Annotated in this window: 15 protein-coding genes; 8 read left to right on the top strand and 7 right to left on the bottom strand. The window is 43.6% G+C overall.

Features of this window, described 5'->3' with window-relative positions; all coding sequences use genetic code 11:
* Window positions 1–38: 38 nt before the first annotated feature.
* The 4 genes from I2494_RS11735 to I2494_RS11720 form a co-directional block, all read right to left on the bottom strand.
* A complete protein-coding gene (locus I2494_RS11735) occupies window positions 39–260 on the bottom strand; it encodes a hypothetical protein (protein ID WP_228350935.1) in 222 nt (73 codons plus the stop codon).
* On the bottom strand, window positions 223–1053 hold the full coding sequence (locus I2494_RS11730; RefSeq protein WP_228350934.1) for a restriction endonuclease: 831 nt from the start codon (window positions 1051–1053) through the stop codon (window positions 223–225). Before I2494_RS11730 ends, I2494_RS11735 begins: the two co-directional genes overlap by 38 nt.
* A gap of 487 nt (window positions 1054–1540) precedes the next feature.
* Entirely contained in the window at window positions 1541–1828 is a 288-nt protein-coding gene (locus I2494_RS11725; RefSeq protein WP_218466837.1) for a SymE family type I addiction module toxin, read from the bottom strand.
* Between the two features lie 281 nt (window positions 1829–2109).
* Window positions 2110–2346, bottom strand: coding sequence for a type II toxin-antitoxin system ParD family antitoxin (locus I2494_RS11720; RefSeq protein WP_218466838.1), 237 nt, complete (start codon window positions 2344–2346; stop codon window positions 2110–2112).
* A gap of 97 nt (window positions 2347–2443) precedes the next feature.
* Between I2494_RS11720 and I2494_RS11715 the strand changes: the two genes are divergently transcribed.
* Window positions 2444–2914, top strand: coding sequence for a hypothetical protein (locus I2494_RS11715; RefSeq protein ID WP_218466839.1), 471 nt, complete (start codon window positions 2444–2446; stop codon window positions 2912–2914).
* Between the two features lie 95 nt (window positions 2915–3009).
* Window positions 3010–3705: a hypothetical protein gene (locus I2494_RS11710; RefSeq protein ID WP_218466840.1), complete on the top strand. Its 696-nt coding sequence runs from the start codon at window positions 3010–3012 to the stop codon at window positions 3703–3705.
* An 86-nt stretch (window positions 3706–3791) separates the two neighbouring features.
* Here the strand turns inward: I2494_RS11710 and I2494_RS11705 are convergent, their stop codons facing one another.
* Window positions 3792–6314: an autotransporter outer membrane beta-barrel domain-containing protein gene (locus tag I2494_RS11705; RefSeq protein ID WP_218466841.1), complete on the bottom strand. Its 2523-nt coding sequence runs from the start codon at window positions 6312–6314 to the stop codon at window positions 3792–3794.
* Between the two features lie 952 nt (window positions 6315–7266).
* On the opposite strand from I2494_RS11705, the gene I2494_RS11700 reads away from it, so the two are divergent.
* From I2494_RS11700 to I2494_RS11685, 4 genes are all read left to right on the top strand, one after another.
* A complete protein-coding gene (locus tag I2494_RS11700; RefSeq protein WP_218466842.1) occupies window positions 7267–7503 on the top strand; it encodes a hypothetical protein in 237 nt (78 codons plus the stop codon).
* A gap of 116 nt (window positions 7504–7619) precedes the next feature.
* Entirely contained in the window at window positions 7620–8912 is a 1293-nt protein-coding gene (locus I2494_RS11695) for an HlyD family secretion protein (protein WP_218466843.1), read from the top strand.
* Window positions 8905–11019 carry a peptidase domain-containing ABC transporter gene (locus I2494_RS11690; RefSeq protein ID WP_218466844.1) on the top strand — a complete coding sequence of 705 codons (2115 nt, stop codon included), beginning with the start codon at window positions 8905–8907 and terminating at the stop codon, window positions 11017–11019. Before I2494_RS11695 ends, I2494_RS11690 begins: the two co-directional genes overlap by 8 nt.
* Before the next feature lie 161 nt (window positions 11020–11180).
* Window positions 11181–11960 carry a toxin-antitoxin system YwqK family antitoxin gene (locus I2494_RS11685; protein ID WP_218467023.1) on the top strand — a complete coding sequence of 260 codons (780 nt, stop codon included), beginning with the start codon at window positions 11181–11183 and terminating at the stop codon, window positions 11958–11960.
* Between the two features lie 71 nt (window positions 11961–12031).
* Here the strand turns inward: I2494_RS11685 and I2494_RS11680 are convergent, their stop codons facing one another.
* Window positions 12032–12208, bottom strand: coding sequence for a hypothetical protein (locus tag I2494_RS11680; RefSeq protein WP_218466845.1), 177 nt, complete (start codon window positions 12206–12208; stop codon window positions 12032–12034).
* Window positions 12209–12692: 484 nt separating this feature from the next.
* Between I2494_RS11680 and I2494_RS11675 the strand changes: the two genes are divergently transcribed.
* Window positions 12693–13001, top strand: a complete 309-nt coding sequence (locus tag I2494_RS11675) for a DUF134 domain-containing protein (RefSeq protein ID WP_218466846.1) — start codon at window positions 12693–12695, stop codon at window positions 12999–13001.
* A 2-nt stretch (window positions 13002–13003) separates the two neighbouring features.
* Window positions 13004–13471, top strand: coding sequence for a NifB/NifX family molybdenum-iron cluster-binding protein (locus I2494_RS11670; protein ID WP_218466847.1), 468 nt, complete (start codon window positions 13004–13006; stop codon window positions 13469–13471).
* A 312-nt stretch (window positions 13472–13783) separates the two neighbouring features.
* On the opposite strand, the gene I2494_RS11665 is transcribed toward I2494_RS11670, so the two are convergent.
* On the bottom strand, window positions 13784–15652 hold the full coding sequence (locus tag I2494_RS11665; RefSeq protein WP_218466848.1) for an amidohydrolase: 1869 nt from the start codon (window positions 15650–15652) through the stop codon (window positions 13784–13786).
* Between the last annotated feature and the right edge of the window lie 14 nt (window positions 15653–15666).

Genomic DNA, 15666 nt, shown 5'->3' with positions numbered 1-15666 from the left:
ACATCCCCACAATAGGTAGCATTCCTATTGTGGGGGGGTTATTTAACATTTAAAAACAATACGTTAGATGGTATTACATCGCTCCACTCTTTCATATAAGAATCAGCTTTATTCAACCAATATTCAACTCTTTTATCATGGGGTATTTTCTCCCCCCAATATTCAACAAACAATGCATCTTCTAAACTATGGAATGCCTCATACATTTCATTTTCAATATCTTCAAGAGCACGAAGAACATATACTCCCCCCCATCTCATCTGATGCTCTCATCGCGACGCTACCAGCAGTAAAGAGGTCTCTTGCTTGATTGCACAAAATGCCATAATACGTTAGTAGAAACATAGTAATATCATCATATTTCCCTTTAACACGGCTTGATCTTAGGATTTGCGGGCACAATACTGCGGATTCTGCACGATAACGTCTTTTTTCGTCTTGTGTTAATTTTGTATATAATCTAACCTCAAGCGGTAAAGATCTTTCATCTGGTTGATCATCAATCCACCAAAGACGTTCCCCAGATTTTAATCTCCCTTTTGCATAATTCCTTATATATGGCATTTTTTCTTCTGGAGTTAAAATACGGAAATCGTTATAGCTAATATTTAATTTTTTAAATAATGGTTCTTTCGCATCAATTTCCACTTCGAAACGGGGTACATGAGATGTTCTAACATGCATAATGCTATCTTCATATCTACCCCATCTAACTTCAGGCTCGCCACCAATTTTCCCAAACAGGAGATAAACATGATCAACACCCTGCTTACGACTTCCTTCAAATATGCTGTTAGCAATTGAACGCCAAGTATTTTTATCAGAATATTTTACTTCAACACCAAAGTTGCCAATAATAATATCTGGAAATTCTTGTGCGGGGGGGCTCATGTCAACAAGTATTCCCATATCTTTTAGTATGTCATGTAACACTACTCTTACTTGTTGCTCAAAATATTTTGATGAATGAAACTCGGTTGATTTTTTTAAGTCTTGGGTTAATTGCTCAGTTGCCTTGGATAAGAGAACTTCAAATTGATGGCGCTCTATCATATTTATATTAACTCAATAATTTCTCTGATAGTTCATCATGCTACAACGTAGCATGATGAGTGACAAGTTGCTCCTATAAGCCAATTGATTATGATCATCAAACGCCGTCGAACAGGGGCAAACAACACTGTTAACTAACACACAGGTTTCAGTCAAAATACTTGTCATCCAGAGACCGAGTTTACTTCAAAGAGAGCCAACTTTCCTTGATCAAGTGTGTGGTATCAAGTACTGTGGCATCAAACGCTTATGGCCCTTCCTCATATCAAGTATGAGATGAGCTTACTAAACATAGGCTAAATTTTTCTTCCGATTTTATCCTTCAATGTACCGCAAAGTAGCAATGAGGGCATAATTGAGGGTATAAAAACAATCGAATTCAATAAAATCATTATATTACAAATCATTAGATATACATTTCGATTCCGAGTCCGGCACCATCATTTAAAAACCCGCCTTTTGGCGGGTTTTTGCTTTTTGGGGAAACTCAAACCGTCTCCGCCAGTCCCTGATTCATAACCTTCACAGCCTGTTTGACTTGCTTCAGTTGTTCTCTCAGTTCCTTCACTTCGTCATTATCAGGAATAAGCACAATGCAGCCCTCGGTGATTTTCACGGTGACACCCGTACCGGTATCGAATCCGGCTTCTTTTAGCCATTTCCCGCTAAGATTAAGCAAAGGTGTGCTGGTGTCGCCTCGATTGGGTATATAGCCTACTGTGTAGCGACGCTGAGTTATGGAGAGGTGGGGTGTTTGGGTGAGGGTTGTAGCCATAGGGCAACCTCCAGTGAGTAATGTTTATTACCGCTGCCGGAGAGGTCAATCTCACGGGTGGCGGAACCGGGCGGGGTTGACCTTACCGGCCTCACTGACACCGGCGCGTCTTACGACGCCCCCGCCCGGCCCGCCATTGAGATGTAGCCGTGCGCACGACACAAAAAAAGCGCAGACGCGCCTTGTGTCGTCAGTGAAGGATTTCAGGAGGTCAAGCCCGACGCCTGAATTTGCAGGCGTACAGCCATGCTACAGCTAAGGAAAATCAACGGCAAGGAGATTTATAGGGATCGTTTTTCTATTTGCGAAGCAGTACGCAAACTCAACCCACTTTCCCCACTCTCCTCTCCGGCAAGCACTAAATCTCTTAACTCACTCACCCGAGCTTCTCTTTGTTCCAACAAGCGAAGCGCCGAGCACACCACTTCATTAACTGAGCTATAACGCCCATCAGCAATCATCCGTTTCACAAAGTCGTCAAGCCTGTCATCAATATCAACACTGATAGTTCTTAGCATATACATTCCTTGCGTTATCCATTAACTACTACCACCTGACCCCAGCTTATTTTAATATTGATAGAAAAGCAGCCTCCCCACACAAGAGACTCTAAAAATGTACTGGCAAGAAAAAATCCACCACCTCAAACAGCACTACCCTGCCCCTCAGTTTAATGACCCTTTCTGGCGGGGAAAAAATATCATCGCCACTATCGCTCAAACATTCTTCCATTTCTCCCATGAGGATATCTATTCTCATAAACTTGATGCCACGAAAATCAAAAACAGAGAACTGATAAAAACCTGCCCGACAATAACACTCTATCAGGAAGAGATGGTTAAATTACCGGAAAGTGTGAACTACTGGCTGCTACTGATGAACCCGCCAATGGGGGCTGAATGCCAAATCTATGATTGTCAGAAAAACGCACTGAGAGAACTGCTGTATCTCTCCTCAGGTGTACCTGAACCTCAGTTTTATCTCATTGATAAAAAATACCAATGGTTAGTTTTTTTCGACGTGAACCGGCAGCAGGATGTCGTCACCATCTACAAAAGCGGCCAACAACCAACAATATGGGGCTGAACTACCTGACTACGTTTAACGATTATTCCCCTCTCCTGTCACCATATTTTCTTGCTATATTAACCGCAACCCCATGCTGAACAGGAAATCAGTATATGAGTAGTTCTAAAAAGTTACATTTGCAGGATGTCAAAGACCTACTACCTTTTATGACGCCGTTCCCATCGGCTGAACAGGTTTTCGCTGGTGATATTAAGGCCCATCGCCGTCATCTGTTACCGCTGTTAACCCTTGACCTTGCCGCCATCAACCCCGAATGGTCTGGTAAAATTCATTTTATTAGCCCCAAAGAGCCTTATGAAGGCATGATTGGTGGCAGAACCACCGAATATCATGACTATTACAACCGGGAAAACTGGCTGGCATTTCGTCTGGAAAACGATCGTTATACCTTCCTCGGTGATTTTCGTTATTTCTATCTGGAAGGACGCGAAGACAGCGATCTTGCGGAATACTATGAAGATGGTGAGCAGGGTCTTGAAAAGGCGAAAGCATTCTATCTGCAACATGGCATGCTTAACCCCTGGGATCAGACGGATAACCCACAGGCCTGGGTTGATGATATTGGCTCAGAGCCTGGCGTTGGGAACTGGTGTGATGGCTTCCCGCTGGAGTATGAAACAGGAAGCGACGGAGATGAAAATGCCTACCCACTCACTGAAGATGGTCGACGCTTTCATCTGATTGGTTGGCTGGCCTCATATTCTTACTGCGATACCGGAGCCGATGGCGTTCTGCTATTTTACGATCCGGTTGATAAGATTGTGCTGTTTACCTTTGACTGGACATAATCCCGTTAGCATCGGTTATGTTTCCGATCACTCTCAAACAAAAGGCCATCCTTTGGATGGCCTTGTATCTCAGCAATAAACTACCATCAGAAATTGATTCTAAACCCGATATTTGCCTTCATAGGTGACTCAATATCACGGCCTTTCACATAATCTACTTCAGCATAAACAGAAGTATGATTGTTTACCGCCAGATTAACCCCAACACCATACTTACCCGCAGTGCCTGAATAATCATTGGTGAACTTATGGATGTCGTTAATATATACATCGTTATCAGAGATGAACTCGTGTTCCGCCGCCACTTTAATGTACGGGCTCAGAATAACCTTGTCGTTTAAAGCAAACTCTGCACCAAACGAAACACCAATTTCCCCTAACAGAGACTTCTGATCGTCAACTTTAGCTTTCATACCATTATTAAAGCGGAATGATTTCCCTTCAATGGTCAGATAGCTCATACGCCCATAAGGTTCAGCAAACAGACCATATGGTGAGTTAGCAAACTGATGCTTGTAACCCATTTCTAACGCAGCACCCAAACCGTTCTGTTTGTAGTCAGCATTGGCTTGTGAGCCGTTAGTGGTTTTCACACGCAGTTCATTATCAAAATGAGAGTACTTCACCAGACCATCAATATAGAAGTTATTCTCTGTCACATAGGTTGCATAAATGCCGGCAGTGTAAGCATTAATATCACTGTTACCACCACGAGCATGCTTCACGCGGTTATCCGACATAGAAGCACTTAACCCAATCATCAGCTTATCATTGCCAATATCAAAGGCTTTATCGCCACCCAGCTCCATACCAGAACGATAAAGCTTATAGGCTGAGTTTTCTGGCCCATTCACCCGCAGGCTACTGTTCAGAACACGGCCCCATGCGTTAGCGCCTTCGCGATTATTACGCGTGATGTCACCACGACGCAGACGTAAGTTATCCAACTCTTCGTTGAAAATGAACTGGGTTGCAGAAGCCATACTCAACACCCCATCGGTTGATGGGCTGGTTTTAGGACGATCGGTGCCTGGCTCCGGAGTTGGCTCAGGATCCGGTGTTGGTACTGGATCCGGCGTTTCGCCCGGTTCAGGATCTGGCGTTGGTTCAGGCGTCGGCGTTGGATCAGGATCTACCACTGCTGCACTTTGCTTCCCCAGGAACCAGGTATAGCGATCGCCACTTTGTGCTGACTTTAGATCGTAAACATAGGCACCAATATCAACACCGTTACCATCGTTTAACAAAAACTGCCCGCTTTCACCTTTAGCAACATAAATCAGCGCCAAACTATCCTGACTGGTTGGCTCATTTCCGCTGTCCTGAATTGCTACATTAAATTTGCCTGTAGCCTGTTTAATATCCAGCAAATCACCACTCAGCGTTGATACATCACTGTTCATCGCGATAGCCGCTGTACCATCTGAATTCATTTCATCAACGTATAAATGCTTAAATGCCCCTACTGGTGAGAAAGCAAAGGTTGAACCACCGTTAATATTAATTTGATGAATATAGGAATCATCATAGTGTGGCGTTTTGATCACTTCGTTTTCATTCTCTTCCATGGCATAACGGTTACAGGTGTCAGTACAGTCACCCAGGTAATTAAAAGTCGAACCGTTATTCAATGACAAAGAGCTATTGGTTAAACGCAGTCCACCGTGGCGTTCACTGTATATACCGGCACTCACAACAGAATTATCTAAGTTAACCTGAAACTCATCCTGATCGAGATAACCTTCAGTAAGGTACTCCCCAACGTGAGTTAGCAAGTTTTTAAACTGCCCGTTGCTGTTGGTTAAATTGATAGCAAAAGCGTTATTACGATCGACCCAGCCACTTGACTCACCCAGTTCAATACCTGCCAAAGTCTCTGCTTTCAACGTACTGCCAACAATATTCAGGTTAGCGGTTAAGTCATGCTGATTATAGTCAAGCCAATCATTATGAGATCTAATAGTAAATATACTGCCTAAACGCGTTGTCAGATACTCTTGCTCGATAGTGCCATCATTATCTGAAATGTGTTGTTTATTGTTAATGATGGTTGAATCAACAATCGAATAGAGATCAATGTTATCAACGGTAACATCTTCCTGGCTATAAGGCCTTAAAACAAAAACTGAATGTGCATCCACATTAATATTGGCATTAACCAGAGAAATGAGTTCCGACTTTTGAGCGCTGGTATTGTTCAGATTAGACTCAAGGGAAAATAACGTGTTGATCTTTTGAGTAATATTAACATCCCAGGAATCCAGTGTAATACCGCCTGTGCCAGGATTTCCATATGAATCACTGTAAACGTAAATCAGTTCATTGTAGTCGCTTTCATCGTCATACCATTCCACATTGATATTGGTATCTTTGATATTCAGGTTATTAACTAAAAAGCGTTTATTCGAGTCCGAATAATTCTCAATCCAATAGTGATTATCAATAAAAATCGAGTGGGCGGTAAAATCCAGAACATTATCGGTTTGATTATCAAACGAACAACCATAGCTGCTACAGAAGTCATCCGGTTGACCGGCAAAGACATTACCTGCAAGTGGGGCACTCAGAAGCGCAGTAAAGGCAATATAGTGGCGAAATTGAATCATCATAGCTCCCTAAAATTATACTAATTCCCTGGTGATCTTTAAATGTTTGTAAAAATGATTTCATTTCAAATTAAATTAAAATAAAAAAATCAAAAGCGTGTCATATTTAAAGATAAACCTTGCGGCACATATTAATTTACAAATAGAAAAATAGCAACACATTGGCACCAACCATCAATTCAATTGTGTTGAAAAAATCAAAAAATAATTTAAATTCAATATATTATAAAATAAATAATTACAATTGAAATAAAGACTAATTTCAATTAGATAATTAAAACTATTAATCGTTTGTTATACCTACTGTTAACTAATCAGAAAAATTATTAATACAAGGTTAATAATTAGTCAATTAAGTTTCACTGAGAAAAAATAGCAACTCTTCATTATCATGATTGTAATAACAACACAAAAAACTATTGCTGGTACTTATCATCATCCCCTACCAGTAACCTTCAATAACGATTGATTTCTATCTGATACACACTAATTGTTCAAAAAACACTAAACAAAAAAAATAATTAATTTTTTATAATAAATGAAACTCCCAAGAAGCAGCCACATTTCTATGGACTACAATTAATCATTTAATAAACAAAAAAAGAAATAAATTGGAAATATAAAATAAAAAACTAGCTCTATAAATCAATATCATAATGATGATATCAAAATAAAAAATTAAATTTCAAAACAATAGAGAAAAAATAAATCAATGAAAAGAATGCCACAAAATCAAAAAAAACAAACAAGATCGAAAATATAAAAACACAATTAAATCAACAACAAAGGAGCGTGGAAGTTATTTAACCAATTAATTGACAACCAACTACTTAGCAATTAGCATCGCTCTCGATAAGCATTAACCAATATATTAGTTAATATACTTACCTTTAAGTATTAGCTTATCAATTAATACTAAATATTTATTTGTCGCTTTTAAATAAGGATTTTTACAATGCGTGAATTACATAGCTACGAAGTAGAAGAAGTATCTGGTGCTGGTAAAATTGCTGATACAGCAACTGCTATCGGTGGTCAAATTGGTGGTCTGGTTGGTTCTTTCACCAAGAATAACCAAGCTGCTACTATCGGCAGCACTATTGGTCAAGGTTTAGGTAACTTTGTTGAAGCTGGCATCACTGCAGTTAGCAACCTGGTAAACCTGTTCAAAGGTCTGTTTGGTAAGAAGTAATACTACCACTCAGTAAATAATAATGAGAGGCACATCTTTGCCTCTCATTTTTGCTTTTTATATTTTTCGCTCTAAATCACCGAGATGTCTTAATTGACAATCAGGATTATACAGACATGGAAAAGCGTCGTTTATTTCGCCAGGAAGCGATTGAACATCAAAAAGCCAAGTGGGCGGGAACTGCGCTACTCATCACCGGCTATCCCGCATGGTTTATTGCCTGCGCCTCCACCTTATTTGTTATCGTTTTGGTTATATCGTTAGCCTTTGGCAATTATACCCGTCGCATAAACGTTAATGGCGAAATAGTCACTCAGCCCCGGGCGATTAATATCTTTGCTCCGCAACAAGGTTTTATTTCAAAGCTTTTAGTTGATGCTGGTGTAGAAGTGACCAAAGGCACTGCACTGTATCAATTAGACGTTAGCCGTATTGCACGTTCGGGTAATGTCACGATTCACACCACAGAAGCCATTGAAAAACAAGTAGTTCATGTTGAAGGCATCATCGCCAAGCTGGAAAAGAATAAGCAGGCAACGCAAGAAAATATAAAACAACAAATCGCTAAATCCGAAGCCGCTAATAAAAATTCTCAAGTCTTGGTTAATAACGCTGCAAAGGGCATGGAAGAAATGCGCCAAAGCATGAAGACTTATGAAGAATACCAACGGCAAGGTCTGGTGAATAAAGAACAGTTTAACAACCAGCGTTATCTCTATTACCAACAGCAGAGTTCCTATCAGGCTCTGAATACACAAATCATTCAGGAAAATCTGAAGATCAGCAATCTGCAAAGCGAACTTACTACCAGCGCTGCCGATTTTGATAACCAAATTGCACAAAATCAATATCAACTCAATGAATTACAGCGCCAATTAACCGAAGCCGATGCTGCCGGAATGCTGATTATCAATGCGCCCAGCGATGGAAAAATTGAGTCACTGAGCGTCACCGAAGGGCAAATGGTTAATCCGGGCGATAGTCTGGCGCAGTTAATTCCAACCAGTATCAACGCCTACTATTTGGTGCTTTGGTTACCTAACAACAGTCTGCCTTATGTATCACCTGGCGACCGCATCAATATTCGCTATGATGCTTTCCCCTATCAGAAATTTGGTCAATTTCCGGGAACCGTTCAAACTGTTTCAGCGGTACCAGCCTCTATTCAGGAAATGTCCACCTACAGCAGTGCCCCTCGTGCAGCGGCTGGTGGAATCGATCAATCTTACTATAAAGTCATTGTTGCGCTGGACAGCCACCACTTTATGTTAGCCAACAAAGAGCTGCGCTTAACCAGCGGTATGAGAGCACAAACCACCCTGTTTCTGGAGAAACGCCCCCTGTACCAATGGATGCTTTCACCTTTCTACGATATCAAAAAGAGCATAACGGGGCCCGTAAATGGATAAGGCAACCTTCACTCATCTGTTAGAAAGCCTGAATTTTAACATGCGAAAAAAAGTACCACAGATACTGCAAACCGAAGCTGCAGAGTGTGGGCTCGCCTGTCTGGCTATGATCTGCCGTTATTATGGTATGAACGTTGATCTGTTCAATTTGCGCCGCCGCTTTGGTATCTCATCCCATGGCGCCACATTAGGCGTAGTTATCAATACCGCTTCCGAAATTAACCTGAAAAGCCGGGCATTAACGCTGGATCTGAATGAAGTTAATCAGTTAAAGACCCCCTGCATTCTGCATTGGGATTTAAACCACTTCGTGGTGTTGGTGGCGGTTAAGCGCAATAAGTTTGTTCTGCACGATCCGGCGTTTGGCCGACGGGTCGTCAGTGAACAGGAGATGTCACAGCACTTTACCGGTGTGGCACTGGAACTTTGGCCGGGCAACGAGTTTGTTCCTTACAACCAAACCAGTCGTTTAAGCCTGTGGAGCATGATGAGCCATATTGAGGGTCTGAAAGGATTCCTGATTAAGGTGTTTGCTCTGTCTATCGTTATCGAAACGGTAAACTTGCTGATCCCCGTAGGGACTCAGTTAGTCATGGACCATGTCATTCTGGCGGAAGATCATGACCTGCTGGGGCTGATTTGTCTGGGGTTACTGTTTTTTATTCTGTTTCGTACCTTTGTTGGTATGTTGCGCTCCTGGACCTCATTAGTGATGGAGGCGTTGGTTGGCGTACAGTGGAAAGCCGGTCTGTTCGACCATTTAATGAAGCTCCCCCTTGCTTACTTTGAAAAACGTAAGTTGGGTGATATTCAATCCCGCTTTAGTTCACTGGATACCATTCGCACCACGCTGACCCATAATTTAGTCAGTAGCATCATCGACAGTCTGATGGCCATTGGCGTTTTCATTATGATGTTGCTGTACGGTGGCTGGCTGGTGTGGGTGGTGCTGGGCTTTACCGTGCTGTATATGATCCTGCGCCTTTCCACCTATCAGTATTATCGGCAGGCATCAGAAGAGCAGATTATCAAAGGTGCCAAAGCTAACTCCCACTTTATGGAGACGCTGTATGGCATCAGCACGCTGAAAGCCCTTGGTCTGACCTCCACCCGTGGACAATACTGGCTTAATCTGAATATCGATACTACCAATGCCAATATTCGGCTCACCAAGCTCGATATGGTGTTTGGCGGCATGAATACGCTACTGGGTATGGTGGATCAAATCGTTATCCTGTGGCTGGGTGCATCAATGGTGATTGACGGGCATATGACGCTGGGGATGTTTGTGGCATTTAACGCTTACCGCGGCCAGTTCTCTGAACGTTCCGCCAATCTGATTAACCTGGCGCTGGAACTGAAAATGCTGTCGCTGCACAGTGAGCGACTCACCGATATTGTCTTCTCAGAGCCGGAAACCACCCAGCCTAACAATATGGCATTCCCTGAGCATCAACCGCTGGGCTTTGAAGTTCGTAATGTAGGATTCCGTTATGACAATCTCTCGGCCCCTATCTTTTCGAATCTGAATTTGAAAATAGAACCGGGAGAAAACGTTGCGATTATTGGCCCATCTGGCATTGGTAAAACCACACTGATGAAAGTAATGGCGGGGCTACTGTCACCCTCACAGGGGGAAGTACTCGCTAACAACATTGATATTAACAAAATTGGTATGAACAATTACCGCAGGTATATCGCTTGCGTATTACAGGATGACAAGCTTTTCGCTGGTTCCATTGCCGATAATATCGCCAGTTTTGAAACGCAAAAAGAGGATGACTGGGTAATTGAATGCGCCAAATATTGCAATATTCATGATGAAATTGTACGTATGCCGATGGGATACGAAACACTGATCACTGAGTTAGGCGGCAGCCTGTCCGGTGGACAAAAACAGCGCTTGCTGATCGCCCGCGCGCTGTATCGTCGGCCAAGTTTACTGTTTCTTGATGAAGCCACCAGCCATCTGGATACCGCTAATGAAGCGCATATTAACGCGGCAATTTCGGCGCTAAAAGTGACACGGATATTTATTGCCCATCGCCTGTCAACTATTGAGAGCGCCGATCGGGTGATTAATCTTGATCCTGCTATCGAGTCCTGAGCAAACTGACAATCCTATTCCGACTCCTGTAACGACCTCAATATTTGAGGTCGTTTATTTATCCGTTCCGAAGCCAGAATGTTTACTGGTATAAAGCTATTGTATAATCTGCTTCAATAATAGCCATCGGTACCGACTACATAGACAGAGAATAACTTTATATGTCTACACTCTCAGGGAAGAACATAAAAGAGCTCATTAAATTTTCACTATTGTTATTCACAGCCCTGTTCTCAATTTCTGTTGTCTACAGCCAAACCTCATCAATACTCATTCATACCAATATACCCGATTGCCGTAATACCAACTCCCAGGAAAATTGCATTATTGCTTACTTTAAGGATTTCACCGTTACTGATAAAAACAACAGCCATACATATCGGGTTTTGCTGAGCAGAGATAATCAACAACGCTATATTGTTCAGGATTTTTATAGCCAAACCCATCATGCCTACACGGAACCTTTTGTGATCAGAGACCCGCAGGATCTCAACAAAACACTGGATGATTACACAATGGTTAACATTAGTATTGATGGTCGCTACATTGGGTGGTATCCCGATGGGCAGAAAGAGTTCGAGTTTCTTTATGCTAACGGTGTACCTGTTGGTATCTGGTTTGGCTGGCATGAGAATGGAAACATTCTATTTAAAGAAGTAAAAAGTGGCGATCTCACAGGTACTGAGCTCTGGTGGTATAAAGATGGCCTCCCTCGTTCTGAAAAACGCTATCAGCGAGACAAAGAATTAGCAATTGAAGTCTGGTGGTACGAAAATGGTCAAAAAGAGTCCGAAGGTAGCTACATTAACGATCACAGCAGACAAGGCTGGTGGAAATACTGGTATAAAAATGGGCAGCTCAAAGAAGAAAGTCTGTACGATCAGGGTAAATTGCAAGGTACCAGTAAAAAATGGGATGAAAACGGCAACCCGATACCGTAGTCTGCCAAATTACTCATCGCGGCCCCTATAACGGCTTCCCGAACAGGAAGCCGTTATCACATCTGAAACTATCATTGCTCAAGCTGGTTAAGGGCAGTGAACAACGCTGCCATCTTTTCATGCAGAATAAACTGTAGTGACTCTTTCACGGCTGCCTGCTCAATATGAATCACCGCACTGGCAAGAGCCATACACTGTTCCGCCAGCTCCAACGGATCGTTTGAGGTGGTATCGGTAATATCAAACATGACAGAAACCTCCCTTTTTCAGGCAACTTGCTGAAACAGAAGATCGTTTTTTAGATCCGGATCTGAAACTGGATCGAGGGTAAGGTATAAATTCAGGGTGAGTTTGGGTATGCTTCTCAATAGCCATAATGTTAGCTCCTATAACGTTGTGGTCAGAAACCCCGTATGTGTTCCACCACTGCGGGGTTTCGCTATTTTAAATCCGCCAACGTTTATCCGTTGACGATGACAACACGGTATATATGCACCGCTAAAGGGTCAATGCACAATCAGCAGAATTAACCGGCAAATGAAAACTTTTCGCACTGCACCGCAAAAATTTGAAAATTACGGTGGGGTTTGCAGGGGTTTATCGGCAACTTGCTGCTATATATAAATATTATCCCTCCTGTGCAAATCATTCTGACTATACCCCACACATAATTTCTGGCATAAGCCATAAACAAAGCGTAAAGTATATGGCATATGCCAATCAGGAGCCCCTATGTCGAGACCAAAAATCCCCCGAAAAATCTGCGGCCAGCCCGCTAACAGCTGCTTTAAACCCAACGGTATCCCGATGCGATTACTGGATGAGATTCAGCTATATGATGACGAATTTGAAGCACTTCGTCTGGTCGACTATCTCGGCATGCAACAACAAGAAGCAGCAATACAGATGGGCGTTTCTCGCCAAACACTGGCAAACGTACTCAAAGCCGGGCGATTTAAAGTGGTGGAATGCCTGAGCCAGGGTAAGGCTCTGCTGATGAACCGAAAAATTGAAGATGAAAAAACAGAGAAGGAAAACTAACCATGATAACTGCCGTACCCATTAGCCATGACCGCATTGCCGGGCACTTTACCAAAGCAGACAGCTTTATTTTTATCAACGGCGAAGGCCGCGTGATATGTCACCATATCAATCCTGCTCGCGAATCTGGCTGTGCCGGTAAAAAAGCCTTACTGAATCTGCTTGGCAAACAAAAAACAGAACGCGTCATCACCCGCAATATTGGTGAACGCATGTTAGGCAAATTGCTGGATCGTAATCTGGAAGTATTTCAAATCGACCATAGCCAGTTAGACCCCCAAATATTAGGCGCTACTGAAAACTTACCCTTGACCGCCCTGACCGACTCATCACAAGGTCGTCGCTCCGCAAACTATGAAACTAAAAAAGAGTCCGGCGGATGTGGCTGCCACCATGGCGAAGAGCATGAAACCGGCGAAAAAACCGAAGGCTGCCACCAACACGGCGGCAAACGCTGCTGCCAGCATTAGTTTTTTTAGTTAACAGAAAGGACGCAAGATGGCGTCCTTTCTAATTAATAACAAAATTTGATAATTCAGTTCTGTGTCTTAAAAAGCTAATCGTTGGGAGAGACCGCCGTTGGAGTCGACTTGGCGCAAGCGCTGTTCAAACAGGGTGAAACACCGCAAGGTGTTTCATAACTGCCCCCAGGGAATCCAGGCTCGGAGCACTCCGGCAGCTAAGTACGGATAGTCTTCCGGCCGGGCACATTACCTATATAAGCACTATGCCATTACGGCCGGAATATACACTAAAACTAATTCATACAAACGCTACCGCACTCAAAACGCAAAACAAGAACACCCTAATGCTCCCCAAAACGCCCCTTCATCCGATACCGGAATCGATGAGCCTCTGGCAATATTGTGTTGATGCTGATGCACCTGACAAGGCCCACAACAATGATGCACCTGAGCGAACATTCCCGCTTTGCTGGCGGCCGGTGGTGCCGGACGATAATGGCCCGGAACCAGTGAAACCGGTGACCAGTCCGGCAGAACAGGCAACGCCGGTGGTGATAAAGGCGCAAACGTACTGGTGGCATAGACAATTTTACCGTCTACTACCGTCATCACTGACTCAATACCTTTAATTTCCTCTTCTGCCACACTGAAATAGTCTTTAGATAACACGGCTAAATCCGCTAACTGCCCGGCTTTTATCTGCCCCTTCTTACCCTGATCGCTGGAGAACCATGAACTACCGGCAGTCCAGAGTTCTAATGCCGTATCGCGCGACAGCTTATTATTACTGCTGTACATCTCCATACCGCCAACGGTACGACCAGAAACCAACCAGTAAAGCGCAGTCCACGGGTTATAGCTGGCAACCCGCGTGGCATCGGTACCCAAACCTACCGGTACACCTGCTGCCAACATTTTGGCTACCGGAGGCGTATGTTCTAATGCTTCTTTACCATAGCGTTCAGCAAAATATTCCCCCTGAAACGCCATTCGATGCTGCACTGCAATACCGCCGCCTAATGCCTTCACCCGATCAATATTTCGCTCGCTGATGGTTTCAGCATGATCGAAGAACCAGTGCAGCCCGTTAAACGGAACTTCCCGGTTAACCTTCTCAAACACATCCAGCATACGGCTGATTGATTCATCATAAGTAGCATGTAAACGGAACGGCCAGCGATTCTCTACCAGATGGTGAACCACGCGCTCCAGTTCATCCTCCATACCCGGTGGTAAATCAGGACGCGGTTGGAGAAAATCTTCAAAGTCTGCGGCAGAAAATACCAGCATTTCACCAGCACCATTGTGGCGATAGAAATCACTACCGCTTCCCGGCTTCAGCATGTCAGTCCATTTTTCGAAATCATCCAGCTCCTGTTTCGGCCGTTGGGTAAACAGGTTATAAGCGATACGAACCGTTAGCTGATTCTCTTTTTCCAACTGCTCAATAATCTGATAGTCCTCCGGATAGTTCTGAAAACCCCCTCCGGCATCAATGGCACTGGTCAAACCCAATCGGTTAAGCTCGCGCATAAACTGGCGCGTAGAGTTAATTTGCGCTTCCAGCGGTAATTTTGGCCCTTTTGCCAGTGTGGCATAAAGAATGGTCGCATTAGGACGCGCAATCAGCATGCCTGTTGGATTACCTTTATCATCGCGCTGAATTTCACCGCCCGGAGGGTTTGGCGTATCTTTGGTATACCCCACAACCTGTAGCGCGGCCCGGTTTAGTAATGCACGATCATAAAGGTGCAGAACAAACACCGGCGTATCCGGCGCGGCTTCATTGAGCTCTTCCAGCGTAGGCATACGACGTTCTGCAAACTGAAACTCAGACCAACCGCCAACTACCCGCACCCACTGAGGTGATGGCGTTCGCGCCGCCTGATCTTTCAACATTCTTAACGCATCTGACAGTGAAGGTACCCCTTCCCAGCGTAATTCCAGATTGTAGTTCAGACCGCCGCGAATCAAATGAAGGTGGGAGTCGTTTAAACCCGGGATCACCGTATGACCTTTCAGATCCACCACCGATGTTCCTTCTCCCGCATAACGCATCACTTCGGCGTCACTACCTACGGCAAGAAACTTACCCGCTTTAATTGCAACAGCGCTGGCAAGCGGTTGAGTACGGTCAACGGTATGAAACTTACCGTTGGTTAAAATTAGCGATGCATGTTCAGACATAATAATCTCCCTTA

Origin of the sequence: Limnobaculum allomyrinae, assembly GCF_016649425.1 — a bacterium.
In the GTDB taxonomy this organism is placed as follows: Bacteria; Pseudomonadota; Gammaproteobacteria; order Enterobacterales; family Enterobacteriaceae; genus Limnobaculum; species Limnobaculum allomyrinae.
The sequence above is the reverse complement of the archived record's forward strand: the minus strand, read 5'-3'. Positions and strand labels throughout refer to the sequence as shown.

Excerpts from the sequence above, each read along its gene's own strand:
- I2494_RS11700 (WP_218466842.1), top strand. The coding sequence starts at position 7,267 with ATGCGTGAATTACATAGCTACGAAGTAGAAGAAGTATCTGGTGCTGGT.
- I2494_RS11725 (WP_218466837.1), bottom strand. The coding sequence starts at position 1,828 with ATGGCTACAACCCTCACCCAAACACCCCACCTCTCCATAACTCAGCGT.
- I2494_RS11720 (WP_218466838.1), bottom strand. The coding sequence starts at position 2,346 with ATGCTAAGAACTATCAGTGTTGATATTGATGACAGGCTTGACGACTTT.
- I2494_RS11730 (WP_228350934.1), bottom strand. The coding sequence starts at position 1,053 with ATGATAGAGCGCCATCAATTTGAAGTTCTCTTATCCAAGGCAACTGAG.
- I2494_RS11695 (WP_218466843.1), top strand. The coding sequence starts at position 7,620 with ATGGAAAAGCGTCGTTTATTTCGCCAGGAAGCGATTGAACATCAAAAA.
- I2494_RS11665 (WP_218466848.1), bottom strand. The coding sequence starts at position 15,652 with ATGTCTGAACATGCATCGCTAATTTTAACCAACGGTAAGTTTCATACC.
- I2494_RS11680 (WP_218466845.1), bottom strand. The coding sequence starts at position 12,208 with ATGTTTGATATTACCGATACCACCTCAAACGATCCGTTGGAGCTGGCG.
- I2494_RS11705 (WP_218466841.1), bottom strand. The coding sequence starts at position 6,314 with ATGATGATTCAATTTCGCCACTATATTGCCTTTACTGCGCTTCTGAGT.
- I2494_RS11735 (WP_228350935.1), bottom strand. The coding sequence starts at position 260 with ATGAGATGGGGGGGAGTATATGTTCTTCGTGCTCTTGAAGATATTGAA.
- I2494_RS11675 (WP_218466846.1), top strand. The coding sequence starts at position 12,693 with ATGTCGAGACCAAAAATCCCCCGAAAAATCTGCGGCCAGCCCGCTAAC.
- I2494_RS11710 (WP_218466840.1), top strand. The coding sequence starts at position 3,010 with ATGAGTAGTTCTAAAAAGTTACATTTGCAGGATGTCAAAGACCTACTA.
- I2494_RS11685 (WP_218467023.1), top strand. The coding sequence starts at position 11,181 with ATGTCTACACTCTCAGGGAAGAACATAAAAGAGCTCATTAAATTTTCA.
- I2494_RS11670 (WP_218466847.1), top strand. The coding sequence starts at position 13,004 with ATGATAACTGCCGTACCCATTAGCCATGACCGCATTGCCGGGCACTTT.
- I2494_RS11690 (WP_218466844.1), top strand. The coding sequence starts at position 8,905 with ATGGATAAGGCAACCTTCACTCATCTGTTAGAAAGCCTGAATTTTAAC.
- I2494_RS11715 (WP_218466839.1), top strand. The coding sequence starts at position 2,444 with ATGTACTGGCAAGAAAAAATCCACCACCTCAAACAGCACTACCCTGCC.